The organism is Paenibacillus ehimensis NBRC 15659 (assembly GCF_004000785.1).
Classification (GTDB): Bacteria; Bacillota; Bacilli; order Paenibacillales; family NBRC-103111; genus Paenibacillus_G; species Paenibacillus_G ehimensis.
The window spans coordinates 1-16,478 of sequence record NZ_BILX01000018.1; the positions used below are offsets into that span (position 1 = coordinate 1).

Annotated in this window: 16 protein-coding genes; 10 read left to right on the plus strand and 6 right to left on the minus strand. The window is 51.0% G+C overall.

Going from position 1 to position 16,478, the window contains the following annotated elements; genetic code table 11:
• Positions 1–739, minus strand: a 739-nt coding sequence (locus PEH01S_RS12815; protein WP_246062904.1) for a LysR family transcriptional regulator, incomplete at its 3' end; no start/stop codon positions are given.
• 160 nt (positions 740–899) lie between these two features.
• Here PEH01S_RS12815 and PEH01S_RS12820 point away from each other — a divergent pair.
• Positions 900–1,490: a DJ-1/PfpI family protein gene (locus tag PEH01S_RS12820; protein ID WP_025851894.1), complete on the plus strand. Its 591-nt coding sequence runs from the start codon at positions 900–902 to the stop codon at positions 1,488–1,490.
• A 67-nt stretch (positions 1,491–1,557) separates the two neighbouring features.
• On the opposite strand, the gene PEH01S_RS12825 is transcribed toward PEH01S_RS12820, so the two are convergent.
• The gene (locus PEH01S_RS12825) at positions 1,558–2,445 is read right to left on the minus strand and encodes a fructose bisphosphate aldolase (RefSeq protein WP_127485852.1); all 888 of its coding nucleotides are present in this window, start codon (positions 2,443–2,445) and stop codon (positions 1,558–1,560) included.
• Between the two features lie 193 nt (positions 2,446–2,638).
• Here PEH01S_RS12825 and PEH01S_RS12830 point away from each other — a divergent pair, with 193 nt between their 5' ends.
• The 5 genes from PEH01S_RS12830 (at position 2,639) to PEH01S_RS12850 (ending at position 7,674) form a co-directional block, all read left to right on the plus strand.
• Positions 2,639–3,244, plus strand: a complete 606-nt coding sequence (locus tag PEH01S_RS12830) for a hypothetical protein (protein ID WP_127485853.1) — start codon at positions 2,639–2,641, stop codon at positions 3,242–3,244.
• Positions 3,245–3,487: 243 nt separating this feature from the next.
• Positions 3,488–4,156 carry a FusB/FusC family EF-G-binding protein gene (locus tag PEH01S_RS12835; RefSeq protein ID WP_127485854.1) on the plus strand — a complete coding sequence of 223 codons (669 nt, stop codon included), beginning with the start codon at positions 3,488–3,490 and terminating at the stop codon, positions 4,154–4,156.
• Entirely contained in the window at positions 4,146–5,546 is a 1,401-nt protein-coding gene (locus PEH01S_RS12840) for an MDR family MFS transporter (protein ID WP_164827814.1), read from the plus strand. Before PEH01S_RS12835 ends, PEH01S_RS12840 begins: the two co-directional genes overlap by 11 nt.
• Positions 5,547–5,693: 147 nt before the next feature.
• Positions 5,694–6,119, plus strand: a complete 426-nt coding sequence (locus PEH01S_RS12845) for a MarR family winged helix-turn-helix transcriptional regulator (RefSeq protein ID WP_025851886.1) — start codon at positions 5,694–5,696, stop codon at positions 6,117–6,119.
• Between the two features lie 178 nt (positions 6,120–6,297).
• The gene (locus PEH01S_RS12850; protein WP_127485856.1) at positions 6,298–7,674 is read left to right on the plus strand and encodes an MFS transporter; all 1,377 of its coding nucleotides are present in this window, start codon (positions 6,298–6,300) and stop codon (positions 7,672–7,674) included.
• On the opposite strand, the gene PEH01S_RS12855 is transcribed toward PEH01S_RS12850, so the two are convergent.
• Positions 7,671–8,735: a serine hydrolase domain-containing protein gene (locus tag PEH01S_RS12855; protein ID WP_407669434.1), complete on the minus strand. Its 1,065-nt coding sequence runs from the start codon at positions 8,733–8,735 to the stop codon at positions 7,671–7,673. The two genes, PEH01S_RS12850 and PEH01S_RS12855, sit on opposite strands and share 4 nt — an antisense overlap.
• Positions 8,736–8,994: 259 nt before the next feature.
• On the opposite strand from PEH01S_RS12855, the gene PEH01S_RS12860 reads away from it, so the two are divergent.
• Positions 8,995–9,597: a DUF5991 domain-containing protein gene (locus PEH01S_RS12860; RefSeq protein WP_127485860.1), complete on the plus strand. Its 603-nt coding sequence runs from the start codon at positions 8,995–8,997 to the stop codon at positions 9,595–9,597.
• 197 nt (positions 9,598–9,794) lie between these two features.
• Here the strand turns inward: PEH01S_RS12860 and PEH01S_RS12865 are convergent, their stop codons facing one another.
• Positions 9,795–10,961, minus strand: a complete 1,167-nt coding sequence (locus tag PEH01S_RS12865; protein WP_127485862.1) for an MFS transporter — start codon at positions 10,959–10,961, stop codon at positions 9,795–9,797.
• Between the two features lie 196 nt (positions 10,962–11,157).
• Between PEH01S_RS12865 and PEH01S_RS12870 the strand changes: the two genes are divergently transcribed.
• Positions 11,158–11,481 carry a winged helix-turn-helix transcriptional regulator gene (locus PEH01S_RS12870; RefSeq protein ID WP_127485864.1) on the plus strand — a complete coding sequence of 108 codons (324 nt, stop codon included), beginning with the start codon at positions 11,158–11,160 and terminating at the stop codon, positions 11,479–11,481.
• A 103-nt stretch (positions 11,482–11,584) separates the two neighbouring features.
• Here PEH01S_RS12870 and PEH01S_RS12875 read toward each other — a convergent pair whose 3' ends face one another.
• Both PEH01S_RS12875 and PEH01S_RS12880 read right to left on the minus strand, forming a co-directional pair.
• Positions 11,585–12,952, minus strand: a complete 1,368-nt coding sequence (locus PEH01S_RS12875; RefSeq protein ID WP_127485866.1) for a sensor histidine kinase — start codon at positions 12,950–12,952, stop codon at positions 11,585–11,587.
• A complete protein-coding gene (locus PEH01S_RS12880) occupies positions 12,942–13,640 on the minus strand; it encodes a response regulator transcription factor (protein WP_127485868.1) in 699 nt (232 codons plus the stop codon). Before PEH01S_RS12880 ends, PEH01S_RS12875 begins: the two co-directional genes overlap by 11 nt.
• Positions 13,641–13,800: 160 nt before the next feature.
• On the opposite strand from PEH01S_RS12880, the gene PEH01S_RS12885 reads away from it, so the two are divergent.
• Positions 13,801–14,349, plus strand: coding sequence for a hypothetical protein (locus PEH01S_RS12885; RefSeq protein ID WP_127485870.1), 549 nt, complete (start codon positions 13,801–13,803; stop codon positions 14,347–14,349).
• 3 nt (positions 14,350–14,352) lie between these two features.
• A complete protein-coding gene (locus PEH01S_RS12890; protein ID WP_127485873.1) occupies positions 14,353–16,455 on the plus strand; it encodes a multicopper oxidase family protein in 2,103 nt (700 codons plus the stop codon).
• The last annotated feature ends 23 nt before the right edge of the window (positions 16,456–16,478 follow it).

Consider the following 16,478-nt stretch of genomic DNA (forward strand, 5'->3'; position numbering starts at 1 on the left):
ACATTAGATTTTCACAAGCGGATTCTATCACTTTCATTTTTTTGTCGCGCAGCAGCGCTTCCACACTGATGTATGGCATTAAGCTAATCCCTAACCCGCTTACAACACACTCTTTCATGGCCTCCATGCTGTTAAATTCCAAGTAATTACACGTATCTATTCCTTTCTGAATTAAGTACTCCTCAAAAAATCGCCTTAACGAACAATTTTTCTCGCTAAAAATGATACACTCGCCATTTGATTCTTCTATAGTTTTGATGGAATGATTACTTTCTCCTACAAAGACTAACGGTTCTTCCGAGTAAATTTCGGTGATGAGCTGTGGATCGCATACCTGCGGTTCTAAGGTGATCGCAATGTCTAACTCTCCGGAGTGGAGTCTCTGTCGCAAGGCGGAACAATGATCGTTAATAAGAGAGACGGTCACCTCGGGGTAATTCTTTTTATACTTGGATAGCACGGGCCCTAGTTTGTATACGGTTAAGGTTGCTGATGCGCCGATGCGGAGTTGGCCTTTGACCGTAGAGTCATCGGAAGAAATTTGTTTTATTTTTGAATATGCGGTTAGCAATTCTACTACATAAGGATACAGTTCCTGTCCAACCGTGGTGAGTTTAATTTGTTTTCCTAATCGGTCAAACAATGGAACCCCGATTTCATGCTCGATTTGCTGAATATGAGAAGTAATCGTGGCCTGTGAGTACTGAAGAGCGTGAGCTGCTTTTGTAAAGCTATTCAATTCCGCAACGGCTTTAAAGGATTGAAATTGACGAATGTCGATTTTTATCTCCCCCGTAGATGTACATTGTTATCAGTAATTCTAAACATAAAGATTAGTTATTTCAATTTTACTAATGAATGATAGTATCATATGATTCTTAAAAAAGGAGATGAATCATATGAAAAAAGTATGTCTACTATTGCCGAATGGCTTTGAAGCTGTGGAAGCAAGCGTATTTACAGATGTGATCGGATGGAACAAGGACGAGGGGGATGGATCAACGCAGCTCATTACTGTCGGAACTCGAAAAGAATTAAAATGCACCTGGAATTTTACCGTGATCCCCGAAAAGGTCATTTCAGAGGTGACCGTCCAGGAATTCGATGCGCTGGCGCTGCCTGGCGGTTTTGAAGAGGCCGGATTTTATGAGGATGCTTTTCGCCCCGATGTTCTTGAATTTATACGTGAATTCGACAGGCAGGGGAAGATCATTGCATCGATTTGTGTAGGGGCTTTGCCGCTTGGCCAAAGCGGCATTCTGCAAGGAAGAAAGGCGACGACCTATAATCTGAATAACCGCAAGCGGCAGCTGCAGCTGGAGGCCATGGGAGCCCACGTGATTCCGGATCAACCCGTTGTAAGAGATGGAAATGTCATTACTTCGTTTAATCCGTCGACCGCATTCGCCGTAGCCTTTGACCTTCTAGAATCTCTTACTTCTACGGAAAATGCAAACCACGTGAAAAGACTCATGGGATTCCTCGCTTAATTTCAATTTCGGATCGCTGGACATAAGAAACGACCCCGAGCTTAGTTCAAGTTCGGGGTCGTTATTCTTATTGAATGGAGGCTTCGTAAATGTCCTGAACGGATTTGGAAAGCACCGCGTTGAATTCTTCGTCTGTTTGCCCGGCGGTGAGGTCCTGTGATAAAGCACGCGAGAAGCTTGCGATCAATCCGTGATTTTGTGCCAGCTTTTCGTTGGCTTCCGCTTGCGAATAACCGCCCGACAAAGCTACAATCCGTACAACGTGCGGGTCCTTCATCAGATCGCTGTAGAAATTGTTTTCCGTCGGTATGGAAAGCTTCAGCATGATTTTTGCGTCTTTGTCGAGAGCGGATAATTGAGCGGAAATTTCGTCCTTCAGTAGTTTTTCCGATGTTACTTTATCCGCGCTATAAATATCCACTTCCGGCTCGATGATCGGAACCAGACCCATTTCCACGATTTGTTTCCCGATGGCAAACTGCTGCTCAACGACTTTTTTGATTCCGGCAGGATTCGCTTCTTTAATCAGCGAGCGCATTTTCGTTCCGAAGATGTTTCGTTCAACCGCCCGCTTCAGAAGGTCGTTTAAATCAGGGATCGGTTTCATGAGCTGAACCCCGTCTTCCAGATCGGCGAGTCCTTTATCGACTTTCAGAAAAGGCACAATCCCTTTCTTCTCCCATAGATAATCGGCCGTCAATTGGCCGTCTATGGAGCGGTCCATCGTGTTCTCGAACAAGATTGCCCCCAAAATGTACCGGGAATCAAACGCCGGACTTTTAATAATGCGCGTTCTCATCTCATGAACCAGTGCATACATCTCTTCTTCGTTGGAATAGCTCGATTCTTGGATGCCGTACTGGGCCAGCGCTTTAGGGGTACTTCCGCCGCTTTGGTCCAAGGCCGCGATAAAGCCTTTTCCCGTATGGATTCGCTCCAATTGTTTTGTATTCATGAATGTTTCTCCTTCCTTTTTGTGGACTGAATGACCTCTTGAATTCTTTTATTATAGCACTTTTATTTGCAGACATACATTGCTGCAGATCACCGGTATGTGAAAAAATACGCAAAAGGAAAATACAGTGAAACTGTCGAACATCATAAGAATACATACTTAAATCGGTTATTAATAAGGAGAGTGACGGGCAATGGCCGACAATGAACTTTTGACACGGCAGCAGGAGCTGCAAATCGAAGCGGCAGCGGTAGCGGAGGAATTGAAAATCGACGAATTGCTGTCTTCGGCAGGCCATCCGGTTCGAGTCGGAAGCGCGGCGCTCGGGCTGATGGTGTGGAGAGATCTGGATATTACCGTGGTGTGCTCCAAGCTCAACATCGATGAAGTAACCCGGATCGCTTCGGCGCTCATGGTCCGCCAAGGAATGCGGGAGCTTCGGTTTCTGAATGACTCCGGCGTCTGGAATACGGATCCCGGCTATCCTGATGGGCTATACCTCGGATTAAAGTATAGAGCGCGGAGCGGGATGGATTGGAAGCTCGATATCTGGTTCGTCGACGAACCGGACAAACAGCCTGATCTCATGCATATCCGGACGATGCCTGGCCGGCTTACCCCGGAGCTGCGGGAGTCCATTCTGACCATCAAAGATTGCTGGGCCACGCGCGCTGAATACGGAAAAGAAGTGAAGAGCTATGACATTTATACGGCCGTACTGGACGATAACGTGCGGACACCGTTTCAATTCCAGGAGTGGTTAAACAACAAAGCTAACTTCGGTGAACTTTCGTTATAATCGAATTTGCAATTGTGACAAAGACCGAGTTCTTTTATAATGACGGATGAATGGAGGCGGTTGAGATGGCAAAGTATTTTGCCGGAACAAGAAGCAGCTCATGCAAAGCCTAACATTAGGGCGATACTTTGCATGGGCCGAACGGTTATTTCGTTAACTTGTCGCCCGAGATAGCTTGGATCGGTTCTAATCATGGGCTTTGCACCTATTTTTGTTTTCATCAAAAATAAGGGGCTGAAAGCCATGGTCAAACCATTACCATTCATTAAAAACCATCAGTATAACTTCATCAACAAGCAGGTCGATCTGCTGGAGCGTGCCTGCAATTCCGTTACCGATCCGAAAGTGGTCGAATCGGTAAGATATAGCGTTCACTTCAACATTCTAGAAGCGTTCCCGGATGCCGACGAGCTTCAAAAGCAACTATTGGAAAAGGTTGCGATGCTGCGTACGGAGGGAGAATTCCGGCATTATTTGCGCTCGTTGGAGCCTTATTTGGCGGAATTTCCGGTAGTGACGGGAAAGCAGCTTGCCAAGCTGTTCCCCAAAAACAAAAAGCTGAAGCTTCCCGACTTCGCCGCGATCGATTACCGCTATGTCACTTATCTTGGCTGGGTGGACATCGCGACCCATAAATTGTTCATCGTGTACCGTCTGAACGGGCGGCTCGTCGGCGTCGAGGGAAGATATATTCCGACGAATAAAAGCGTCTGCTTTTTGTGCAATAGGCATGCGGAGGTTGCGTTATTTACGACGGTCACCAAATCGAAGCCGGCGAACGCTTCGCCTGATTACTACAAGGCGATCGGCAACTATTTATGCGTAGACAGCGAGGTTTGCAACAAGAACATGACGGATGTCACCGCACTTGAGAAGTTTGTTCGAGAGGCGGTGGGAACCCATGAATCGTAATTGGGTTCTCGTATCCATTCTTATCGTTCTGTTCTTGAGCGCGATGGAAGCGACGATCGTCACCACGGCGATGAAATCCATTGTCGACGATTTGAAGGGCATGGAACTGATGAATATGACGTTCTCCGTTTACCTGCTCATCACGGCCGTAACCACGCCGATTTACGGCAAGCTCGCGGATTTGTACGGCCGCAAGCGCGTGCTCATGATCGCCATTGCCATTTTTCTGCTTGGCTCCGTCCTTTGCGGGGCGGCGGCTACGATGCAGCAGCTCGTCCTCTTTCGTGCCGTACAGGCACTGGGCGCCGGGGCGATCTTTCCGGTCACGATGACCATCATCGGCGACATCTATACGCCGGAGGAACAGACGCGCCTGCAGGGGATTTTCAGCAGCGTATGGGCTCTCTCCAGCATCGTCGGCCCGTTGATCGGGGGGCTGATCGTCGAATTCGCCGACTGGCGATGGATCTTCCTCCTTAACCTGCCGCTCGGCCTGGCGGCGCTGCTGCTGCTATCGTTCGCTTACAGGGAGATGTTCCAGCCAGCGGGCAGATCCATCGATTGGCTTGGAGCTGTCTCGTTCCTGGCAAGTATTTCGTCGCTGCTCATCGTGCTGCTGTTCGGGGGAGCGAGCGGCTTCCTTTCGCCGGTCCATCTGCTGCTCGCGGCTTTGTTCGTGCTGTTTGGCATCGTCTTTATCGCGGTCGAGCGGCGCGTATCCGAGCCGTTCATGCCGCTGGACCTGTTCCGGAACCGAGTCATCCTCATTCCGAATCTGTTCAGCTTTCTGGCGTATGCCTTTCCTATCGCGACGACGGTCTATTTCCCGCTTTGGCTGCAAACGCTCAAGCATCAGTCGCCGATCGTGTCGGGCTTCGCGGTCGCCATTGCGACAGTCGGATGGCCGCTTGGCGCCACAGCGGCAGGCAAGCTCATGAAACGGGTTCCGCCTAAGCGGGTCGCCGTCCTTGGAGCAGGTCTGCTCGGCTTCAGCGGCCTGATGCTGTCAACCATTACGACTGCAACGCCGGTACCGGTTTTCTTCGTCCTCATGCTTCTGGCGGGTTTCGGCCTCGGCCTTTGCCGGACCGTGCTCATGATTCTGATGCAGAACGCCGTCGAGAACCGCCAGCGCGGCATCGCCATGTCGACGAGCGCACTCATGAATACGCTGGGTCAGACGGTGTTTATCGCGGTTTTCGGCGTGGTGTTCAATGCATCCGCGTCCGCTAGCGAAATCGCGGATCCGGCGCACGGCATCCACGTCGTCTTTGTCTGCGTCGCGGTCGTTACCGTGCTGGCTTTTCTGGTCTCGCTATGGCTTCCGGGCATTTCCAACCGGGACCTGTTCGGCGACGGAAAAGACGCTGCGGTGCAAAAGAATACGTAATTCGATAAGAAAAAGGCAGTTTCGGGGGATGATCCCCCCGAGCTGCCTTTTTGAAAAATAAACCATTTTGCGGATTGACACGTCCAGATACGAAAATTATAATGGTCATAGCAACTATCATCATGTCGACTATGTTGGAGGCTGCCATTGGAGTTAGAAAAGTATATCGGCGTTATCGTGCACCGGGCAGATTTGAAGCTTAACAATTATTATCAAAAGGTAGTGAATCCTTTCGGGATTACCGTGGACCAATGGGAGATATTGGTCATCCTTTGGGAAAAGGAGGGGATCACCCAAAAAGAGCTTGCGGAAAGGCTGTACAAGGACCAGACGAACATTGCCCGGATGCTGTTCAAGCTTGAAAAGAAGGGCTTCGTTCACCGCGTAACCCATGAGACGGACCGCAGATCGCTGCGGGTATATTTGACCCCCAAAGGCAGGGAAATTAAAGAGGACATCCTTGCTCCGTCGATCGAAGCTTATAAGAAAACTGTCGAAGGGCTGTCCGAGGAAGAAGTCGAGACCTTTAGAAGAATCCTTGCCGTGATGTATAATAACGTGAAGGATTTGTAGAGATTTGCTCATATCACTGCTTTGCTTTTTTTTAACTATATAGTTGCTATGGCAACTATAGACAAGACTACTTTTCAAATGTTAAATGCCGAAAAGTCGTTGGCAGCTATAACTTTTTTTTATATTATATACTTGCTATAGCAACCAATGTTATAGCAAGTAAATGGAGGTAACGGGAATGGAACAAGGTGAAAGCAAGGTTGGTATTTTTGACGCCGGTTATCGGGCATTGACCATCGGCATCATTTTGGCTGTGACTACCGTAGCGTTCGAGGGCTTGGCGATTACGACCATCGCGCCGGATTTGGCGCAGCATTTAAAGGGCATTTCGTTATACGGCTGGATCTTCAGCGCCTTCTTGTTGTCGCAAATCTTGGGCACGATGGTCATCGGCCAGCAAATCGGAAAGATAGGCGTGTACCGTTCATTTTCCTTGTCCATCGTTTTGTTTGTGGCCGGTATTCTGATCGCGGCTACCTCCGTCAATATGCCGATGTTAATCGCCGGAAGAGCGTTTCAAGGCTTCGGCGCAGGGGCTATTGTAACATGCGTGTACTACAGCATCACCTTAAGCTATCCCGATGCGCTCCGCACGAAAATTTTGGCCGCGTTTTCCAGCGCTTATATTTTGCCGGCGTTGATCGGTCCGTATATTGCCGGATTGCTGGCCGAATATGTCTCGTGGAGATTCGTGTTCTGGCTTGTTCTGCCCCTGATCGCATTGGCGGTATTGTTGACGCTTCCTTCCTTCCGCAAGCTTCAAGCGGATAGCGCTCCGGTGATGAAAAGCGGACGCAAGGAAGGATACGCTTTATGGCTGACGATCGGCACGGGGCTGCTGCTGAGCGGGTTGGGTTTTATTTCCGGTTGGAAGGGCATTGCGCTTGCGCTTATCGGGTTGATCGTCATGGTTCGGCCTCTGCGGCAGCTGCTCCCCGCGGGAACTTTCTCCGCAAAAAAAGGACTGCCGGCCACCATCGTTTCGAGAGGGCTGTATGTAGCCTGCTATGTTGCTACCGAGAGCTATGTCGTATTGGCTCTGACGGAGGTCAAAGGCTTGCCCGCAGACCTTGCCGGGCTGATTGTCGCCGCAGGTGCATTAAGCTGGTCCGCCGCAGCTTGGCTGCAATCCAAATTGGACGAAAAGGATAGCGGCCGCGGTAGAAAACAACGGATTACAGCAGGTATTGGCTTAATGATCGTGGGCGTATCGCTGGTGATCACGTCGGTAGGACTGGAGAGCGGGGGAATTGGGTTTGCCGTCATATCGCAAATCTTTACCGGGTTCGGCATCGGTTTGGCCAATCCGACGACAGGAGCCATTGCGCTGCAGCATGCCCGCCCGGGCGAGGAAGGCGAGATTTCCTCCTATCTCCAATTCGTCGACGCTTTTTGCCCGGGGCTGAGCATCGGAATTGGCGGAGCTTTAATCGCTGTGAGCGGGCATTTTAGTCAAGGTATTTTTACGGGGATCATGCTGGCCCTATTCGCTCAGCTGCTCTTTATTGTATTGAGCTTCCTCCTATCTTTTCGTATTGCCAAAAGAGGCGATTAGCTTTCCATAAACAGCTTCTTTGTCAGCATAGAGGCTAAATGATCGACAGACATCACTTGAATACCAATCAAAGGTGCGAGCTGGCTCCAAATCGTAGAGCCATGGTTTGATAAAATAACCAAACCGATCTCTTTTTCGCGGTTAAAAGTAATAAAGGAACTCGATCCATACGTTCCTCCGTTGTGCCAATGCGTAATCGTGCCGTCCTTTTCTCTGAATCTCATCCAACCGAAACCGATTCCTATTCCTCGGCTTGGCATGATGGCATAATGCTCCTGCAAGCATTCCGCAATTGCCGGGCCGAGGGGAGGATCGACACGGGTTAAATGCGCATCCAAATAGGTAAGCATATCGTCTACCGTCGAACGGACGGCCCCGGCGCCCCCCAGCGTATCAAGAAAGTCCCAATGCGGCATGGGTTTGCCTTTGGAGTTGAACACGGGAAGAAGCTGTCCGGCCGTCTGTCGGCTCGTGCCTGTGCCGGAATCCGCCATGCCAAGAGGCTGGAATATAAGCCCGGCCAGCGCTTCATTCAAGCTAGTTCCCAATCGTCTGGCAAGCAGCCAGCCAAGTAAGCCGAAGCCATAATTGGAATAGCGGTGCTTGCTGTTCTTCTTGGGACTTTCCGATAAAACAGCTTCGGTTAAACGGGCATCATCATATTTCGCGTAAGGATTCAACCGATCGGTTATAGTGGCTCTGAAATTCCCCGGTACGTCGGGCAGGCCGGCGGTGTGCGTAACAAGCTCCAAGAGCGTTGTCTGATTGGCAAACGAATTGGAAGACCATTCCGGAACGAAAGCCGAAAGCCGGTCGGAACGGCTCCACATCCCGTGCTGTTCTCCTATTGCGAGTAATAGGCCGGTCAAGGTTTTGGTAATCGAGCCGATCTCATAGATCGACTTCTTGACGTCCGCTTCCATGGATTGTCGCCCGGTCCATATCGTACGTTTGGATTTACGGATCAAACCGACCGTTAAATGATGCGTCGGGAGATTCGCCCATCGGTGGATGCGTTTCTCCGACATGAAATCCGCTATAGCATTATCCAAGCTAATCACCTCGATTCGGGGTTGTTTATGCTTTTGTTCAGTTGACGATATTATAATGATATCACTTTTAGAAATGATTTACAATTTCCGCATAAAAAATAAACGCCGTCCTTTTTTTGATTTTCAGGGGAAGCCTGCCGTCGTAGACTGGAACCGACTAATTTCGTTTGGTTTTGAATTATTCCCGTCCTTTCGCTATACTGAAATCTTGTAAAGAGGAGGAAAGTATTGGAAGAATGGAAGTTTGTGAATGATAAGGAGGATCCATATGATAAATAGATTTATAGCGAGATCCATAGAGAGCGCAATTCTTGCCCTCGTCATCGTTTCGATGATCGGATGCGGGGCTGTTACTCCATCTTCGGCGTTAAACTATAACGCTCAGCATGAGCCGCCGTTAAATAAACGGGAAGAAGCGGCAACGACCAAAGCTCCTTTATCGTTGGAATCGTGGATTGGGGAGTATGGATTTTCGGAATATGCTCCACCGGATCAAAATATGTTTTATTCCATTTCTATTTATGAAGAGGATAAAAGCTATTATGCGACGATACATATGGATGGATTTCAAACGATGACAAGACTTCAGGCACAAGTAGAGGGAGATGGCCAAGCGATAAAATTAATTTTCGATAAGTATTTACCCGATAACTTATGGGAGCCGTATCGTCCGGGAGACGTTTTATTGCGTTTGGAAAAAACGGATTCCGCCTTGAAAACGTTTTGGGGGAAGATTCAACCCATGCTCAAGGATGATCATGGCGAATCCGGCAAAACTTACTTTGAAGCTGCGTCTAAAAAAGATGAGGTTGAGGAAGAGGAGGATGGACTCGCGAAGTATGATCAGACCCGGGACAAGGTCAATCCGTGACGATAACCGAGAGCGGCCGCCGCTATCGGATCGCCTGAAGCAGATGGCAATTGTATTGTGCAGCCGGACGCCTTGAACGTAAACCTGGCACAACTCGCCGCGCTGTACAACTCAACAACCGCCATCTTGCGCCATTCCGGGCCGTACTCTCTTTCGGAGAGGGGACGGCCCCCTTTTATGTTCGCCGTATTGACAGGTCAGGCGGACTGGACCGAAACCTTCTTCCCCCTCGAGAAGCTGACTAAAGCGGCTGCGAGGCCGAGAACCAGGATGACGCCGGCGACCCAAGGGTTAAACAGAAGGGTGGAAGTGGCGTTGACCATGAACCCCCCTGTCCCGGCTCCCGCTGCCAACCCTAAATGCACGATCGATGTATTCAGGCTTAGAACCAGATTCGACGACTCGGGCGCTTGTTGAATGAAATAGCTTTGGATCGCCGGGCCGTTTGCGAACATGGACAATACGATGACGGCCAGCAGCGCCAACCCGATCCCGGGCACTTCCGAAACGAAAGGCAGCACAGCCAGCGCTGCGATATGAACGGCAATGCTGAATGCGATGATCGGGGCCGCTCCCCACCGATCGACGCCGTAGCCGCCCAGACGGGAACCGATAGCACCGAAAATGCCGAAAGCCAGCAGAATGATACTGATGTTCGAGGCTTTGATATGAAGAATGTCTTGAATATACGGCGTTAAATAAGTAAACAAGACGGAATTTCCCGACTCCCGGAAAAACGTGAGCAGCAGGCCGCTTACGACAACGACGCTTCCCAGCACTTTGAATTGCTGCCGGAAGGAGACGGGCGCGTCCCCTTCGAGATCCGGGAGAAGACGCAACATGACAAAGGCAATCCCTAAGCTGAATAAGCCCAGAATCAGGAAGATGGACTGCCAATTCAGCCAATTCGTTATCGCGATCCCGATCGGGACGCCTAAGATCATGGCGCTGCTAAAGCCAAGAACGATGGTGCCGATGGCGCTGCCCAATTTCTCGCGGGGCACCAACTTGGCGGCCACGCCGAGCGCTACGACAAGATAGACGCCGGCGCTTACCCCAAGGATCACGCGGGAGGCCATCAGGATGACGATATTCGAGCTCCCGAATGCTACAAGGCAGCCCAGAATAAAGAGAGCCAATGAGCCCAGCAGCACTTTTCTGCGCCCCAAGCGGGCAGTGACGGATACCACAACCGGAGTGCCAATGGCGAAGGCAAGGGAGTAGACGGTAATCAATTGCCCGGCAAGGGCAAGGGAAATGTTTAAGCTATCGGCAATGACATTCAGAATGCCGGATACGACCAGTTCGGAGGTTGCCGTTAAAAATACGCCGAGCGCAAGAGTATAAATAGACATGCGATGCATTGGAATCATTCCTTTCCGCTGTCGGGGACAGCATCCGAAATCGGGTCATGGCCGGCGCATGTCGTTTCGGCTTTCGGGATTGCGAGATCTCTTGGTTGTATTATAATAAGGGTACGTATTTTACGTAAGAAGGCAAAATGTTTGGATATTATCCAATTGTTTTGACTAACTAAATAAAAGTAAGTAGGTGAAGGGCATGGAGCCTGTAAAGGAAGAGGAGAAAGGTTTCTCGAACATCTGCTCGGTGCTGCAAATATTAGGGGCGAAATGGGCTTTTCTGGTGATTGCCGAGCTGTCCAAGGGGCCCAAACGGTTCAAGCAGCTTCATCGGGATGTGGCGATCGTCAGGACGCAATCTTTAACGGATGTGCTGCGCCATTTGGAGAACAGCGGGATTGTCCGTCGCGAGGTTTTTCCGACGGTCCCCGTAACCGTGCAATACTCGTTGACGGAAAAAGGATTGGATTTTCAAGCCGCGCTCAAGGAAATGGAGAAATGGGCCGCCAAGTGGGGGAAATGAGAAGTTGATGAGAGAGCGGATATGGCTCTCGCGCAGTTAACGATTTAGAGGCTCTGGCTCAAGGCTGGAGCCTCTTTTCTGCCTGGAGATCCTGGCGATTTGCTTACAATCCTCTGCCGGAACCAACGAAATCCCCGGAAGCTGCCGGCAAAAAGACGGCAAACGCCGTCCCTTTTCCAGCCTTGCTCTGCACCTCGATCCAGCCTTGATGCAAAAGAATGTTTTGCTGCGCGATCGCAAGGCCAAGGCCGGTCCCGCCATTCGAACGGGTTCTGGAATGATCCGCCCTGTAAAACCGGTTAAAGATGTGGGGGAGATCCTCTTCGGGGATGCCGACCCCGTTATCTTCGATCGTGATTCGGACATAGTCCATCCGCCGGTCGGGTTGATATACTTGCTCCACCCGGATTTGCACTTGCCCGCCGCGATCCGTGTAATGAATCGCATTAATCACAATATTATACAACGCCTGCAGGATGCGGTGCTTCTCGACCGGTACGGCAATGGTTTCTTTCGAAGGATGCATGGAGATACGGATATGTTTCTCCTCGGCGAGAAATTGAGTCTTCTCGATCAATCCCTCCAGGATGGCAACGATATTTTCGGACGCCGGGCGAAGCGTCATTCCGCCTGCCTCCAGTCTGGACAAATGCAACACGTCGTGAACCAAGCGCGACAGTCTTAGCACTTCGTCGTGAAGGGACGACAGCTTTCCCGGGGGGAGAGCAAGCCCTGTATCTTGTGCCAGCTCCAGCTCGCCTTGGATGATCATCAGCGGCGTCTTCAATTCGTGCGCGACATCGGACAGCAGCTGCTTCCGGGACCGTTCCATCTTTTCGAGGCTTTCGTTCATTTCGTGCAGCGCCCGCGAGATCGCTCCGAACTCATCCTTCCTGTGTACCGGTAATGCCGGATGCGGCTTTCCCATTTTGATCGCGTCGATGCCTTGGATGATTTTGCGAATAGGGGCCGTCAGCCTCCAGGACAACAAGGAGATTGTGACCAGGGCGGCGATGCAGGTGAACAGCAAGGCGACCCGGGTGATGCTGGGGAAGATGCCGTACCACATCGCTTTGAACTCGTATGTCTTGTACTGCCTTTCATTCATCACGAAGAGCCGGCCGATCTTCCGGTCGTTGGCATGAAGGATCAGCGAAAAGGCCTCATCCCGCATAATCTCCGGGCTCAGACGCCCCTTTCGGTACATTTCATTGCCGTTTTCGAACAGAGCAATTTCGGCGAAATGACGGCTGTTTGCAAACGGATAGTTTTGAACGCCTCTCCAGGATGCCTTGTGGTCCGTATAGTATTGCTCGAACTCATCCCGCAGCGCTTCAAACGCCGCCTTTTGCTCGGCATAGGCCAGATCGCGGACAATGTAAAATTGAACATGGGTGACAAAAAATAAGCAGAGCAATATGAAGGCGATCAGGATGCTCATCGACAGCATCAGCTTCGTTCTAATTTTCATGGCTTGCTCCGAAGCGGTAACCGAATCCATACACCGTTTGGATGTAAACGGCATGGTTGGGATCGTCCTCGATCTTTTTGCGCAGCTTGCTGATATGGGAATCGACGGTCCGCTCGTCCATGACGAATTCTTCTTCGAACGCGTGCTGAAGCAGCTGCATCCGGCTGTATACGCGGCCGGGCTTCGATGCGAGCAGATGAAGCAGCTTGAACTCGGTCGGAGTCAGCCGCAGCTCTTGATTTCCTTTGAACGCCTGCAAGCTCTCTTCGTAAATCGTCAGGTCGCCCCGCCGGAGCACGTTGTCCGGTCCGCCGTTCTCCCCGCGGTTCATACGCCGCTGCAAAGAGCGGATGCGCGCCGCAAGCTCTCTCAAGCTGAAAGGCTTGGTCAAATAGTCGTCCGCGCCCATTTCCAAACCGACGATCTTGTCCGTTTCTTCGTTCTTAGCCGTTACCATGATGATTCCCGGTTCGCCGATTTCACGGAGACGGCGGCACGTGTCCAAGCCGTTCATCTGCGGAAGCATCCAGTCCAGAATGACGATGTCCGGTTTGTTTTCCGTATAGAGCCGCACCGCGGCTGCCCCGTCCTTCGCGGTAAGCACGTCGTATCCTTCCCTCTGGAGAAACGTTTCCACCAGCGACAATATTTTCTCTTCGTCTTCCACCACAAGAACCTTGATTCCCATTCCGGCCCCACCTGTCCTCTGTTTCGGTTATCCCTATTATACAATATTCTGATGGAATATTCGGAAACGTCACAACCTCCGAATCAGTTCACCACAAGTTCGCAACATTTCGTTGTTATGATCAGCTTCAGATCGCAAGAACGAAAAGGGGGAAAGGAAAATGGCTTTTAAATTATCCATGAAATCAAAGCAATTCATCGTCACGATCCATGTGCTTTCCGTCGTATGCTGGCTGGGAGGGGCGGTGTGCATGCTTACGTTAGGCTCGCATATGCTGCTGGCGGACAACGGGGAGCAGCTTTATTACACGCTCGATAACATGCACGTCGTCGATGTCGTCTTGATCCGGTACACCGCGCTTGTCGCTTTATTGACGGGGCTGGCGCTATCGCTGTGGACGAATTGGGGGCTTTTCAAATATTACTGGGTCGCGGTCAAGCTGATTTTGACGGTGGCTTTGATCTTGTTTGGAATTAAGTATATGAGCGACTGGTTGTCGCAGCTCATTCATGAGGCGGATGGCAAGAGAGCCGCTGCCCTTCACGATGCCGCATTCCTGAGCACAAGCTACTCGCTTCTCGGCGGCGCCGCAGCGAACATTTTGGCCATGGTTTTCATGACGGCCATTTCCTATTTCAAGCCGTTTGGAAAAATAAAAAAGCGCTCCGGGAAACATGAAACGAAGCTCACAGCTCGGGAGGAACGCTAAGCCATGTTCGAAACCTTCGCCGGCATCATATTGGCATCCGCAATGACACTCTTGTGGGGACTTGCCGCTTTCATCGTTTCCGGGCTTCCCTATACGAAAAACAATCGGCGGTTTAAACGGTGGAAAACCGTTCTGCTTTGGATCAGTTACATCGCGCTTGCGCTCGCTGCGCTATGGTTGTTTCTAGTCTTAGGCTGGTACATCCGCAAAGGCTGGTTATTCGTTGAAGGCACAATGAAAGCGGTCATTCCGCTCATGCTGATCGGTCATTTGCCCGTCGTTACGCACACGCTGCCCAAGGTAAGAAGCTTAAGAGAATCAACTGGCGAAAGACTAGCGGCGGCCGCACTAGTCGAGCTGACCCATCCTATGACAGTTATTCCCATATACGCGGCTGCAGTAGTTTCCGGCATGAATGCGTTCAGCCACATCTTTGCGCAGCCGGTCCTGCCAACCTTGGCCGAGCTCGTGCAGCGATTGTTGCTGCTTGTAGTCCTGCTGCTTGTTCCGTCCTTCTTTGCCATGAAAACATACCGTAAGGTTCTGAGGGGGAACTTCGTTCCGTCCCCGTTATGGAGAAGGCTGTTGAAGTTTGGTTTAGCGGGCGGCCTGACGGCAGTAGTTGTGATTGCGGTTATAGTCGTGAATGTATTGGCGGGAGTTAGCTCTTCCAAATTGCCGGAAGCCTCCGATATGATGAACCATCATCTGATGGACGAAGGAGGCGGAGCTCCTACCCTGCTTTCCGGCGGGCATGCTATGCATCGGAACCATTCCAGTGGGGGAGAAGTCGCGGCGCTTACCGGGGACGTCTCGGCTCCGGCAGACATCAAGTTTGAACTCGTCGCCCAGCAGAAGGAGATCACGCTTGCTTCCGGCGCCACAATCGATGCCTGGACCTATAACGGACAACTCGCCCCGGAACTCCGGGTGCGGCAAGGGGACATGGTGGAAGTGAAACTGGTCAACCAGGATATTGACAAAGGGGTCACGATCCATTGGCATGGCTATAACGTGCCGAATGCGATGGATGGCGTGCCCGGGATGACTCAAAATGTCGTCAAACCGGGACAGTCCTTTACTTATAAATTTCGAGCCAAGCAAGCGGGAACCTACTGGTTTCATTCGCACCAGCAGGCCGCTGAACAAGTGATCAAGGGACTTTTCGGCACGTTAATCGTCGATCCCAAGAATGAAACCGGGGTTTACGATGAAGAGTTCACGGTCGTCACCCACCGATGGGAAACGGACCGGGGGTACAAGACCGCATTTGGAGATCAGGATCAAGCCCAAACGAAGCAGGTGGCGCCAGGCCGGAAAATCAGGCTGAGAATCGTGAATACGCATAACCTGTCGCAAAAATACATGCTGCAAGGGGTCGATTATCGGATCGTGAGCATCGACGGCGTTGACATTCAAGAGCCGGACCGGCTGCCGGATTCAACCGCATTCCGGCTTGCCTCCGGCGGAAGATACGATATCGCCTTTACGATGCCGGACCACCCTGTCCTGTTTAAGCTTGGCGAAGGCAAGCACGATGGAAAGCCGAGTCTGTTGTTCGATACGGATACACGGTCTCAGACGGAGAGCCCGAGCTTCGAAGCCGAGTTTGCGTGGTTCGATCCGTCTCAATACGGGAAGGCTGTCGTGAACGGGACGACCTCCGCTGTGAAGTTCGATAGAGAATTCACGATGATTCTTGGGAACAAGATGGGATTTTACAACGGGAAATTTCATTTTCTTTGGACCATTAACGGGAAGGTTCACCCGAACACCCCTACGTTTGTCGTGAAAGAAGGCGAGAACGTCAAAACAACCTTTGTGAACCGAAGCCTGACCGAGCATCCGATGCATCTTCACGGGCATCATATGACGGTGCTGAAGAAAAACGGCAAGCCCGTAAAGACGCCATGGATGACCGACACGTTAAACGTGCTGCCGGGCGAAACGTACGAAGTGGCCTTTATCGCCGATAATCCGGGGATGTGGATGGACCACTGCCACAATCTGGACCATGCGGCAACCGGCATGATCCTGCATCTGATGTATGACCATGTGCAGCCTTCGTATGAAGTAGGAACGAGGTCCGGGAACCTGCCGGAGTAACAGGGGCAAGACTGATCAAAGAA

Bases quoted from the DNA above. Each gene is read 5' to 3' on its own strand.
- PEH01S_RS12820 (WP_025851894.1), top strand. From the start codon at position 900: ATGAAAAAAGTATGTCTACTATTGCCGAATGGCTTTGAAGCTGTGGAA.
- PEH01S_RS12825 (WP_127485852.1), bottom strand. From the start codon at position 2,445: ATGAATACAAAACAATTGGAGCGAATCCATACGGGAAAAGGCTTTATC.
- PEH01S_RS12830 (WP_127485853.1), top strand. From the start codon at position 2,639: ATGGCCGACAATGAACTTTTGACACGGCAGCAGGAGCTGCAAATCGAA.
- PEH01S_RS12835 (WP_127485854.1), top strand. From the start codon at position 3,488: ATGGTCAAACCATTACCATTCATTAAAAACCATCAGTATAACTTCATC.
- PEH01S_RS12840 (WP_164827814.1), top strand. From the start codon at position 4,146: ATGAATCGTAATTGGGTTCTCGTATCCATTCTTATCGTTCTGTTCTTG.
- PEH01S_RS12850 (WP_127485856.1), top strand. From the start codon at position 6,298: ATGGAACAAGGTGAAAGCAAGGTTGGTATTTTTGACGCCGGTTATCGG.
- PEH01S_RS12860 (WP_127485860.1), top strand. From the start codon at position 8,995: ATGATAAATAGATTTATAGCGAGATCCATAGAGAGCGCAATTCTTGCC.
- PEH01S_RS12865 (WP_127485862.1), bottom strand. From the start codon at position 10,961: ATGCATCGCATGTCTATTTATACTCTTGCGCTCGGCGTATTTTTAACG.
- PEH01S_RS12870 (WP_127485864.1), top strand. From the start codon at position 11,158: ATGGAGCCTGTAAAGGAAGAGGAGAAAGGTTTCTCGAACATCTGCTCG.
- PEH01S_RS12875 (WP_127485866.1), bottom strand. From the start codon at position 12,952: ATGAAAATTAGAACGAAGCTGATGCTGTCGATGAGCATCCTGATCGCC.
- PEH01S_RS12880 (WP_127485868.1), bottom strand. From the start codon at position 13,640: ATGGGAATCAAGGTTCTTGTGGTGGAAGACGAAGAGAAAATATTGTCG.
- PEH01S_RS12885 (WP_127485870.1), top strand. From the start codon at position 13,801: ATGGCTTTTAAATTATCCATGAAATCAAAGCAATTCATCGTCACGATC.
- PEH01S_RS12890 (WP_127485873.1), top strand. From the start codon at position 14,353: ATGTTCGAAACCTTCGCCGGCATCATATTGGCATCCGCAATGACACTC.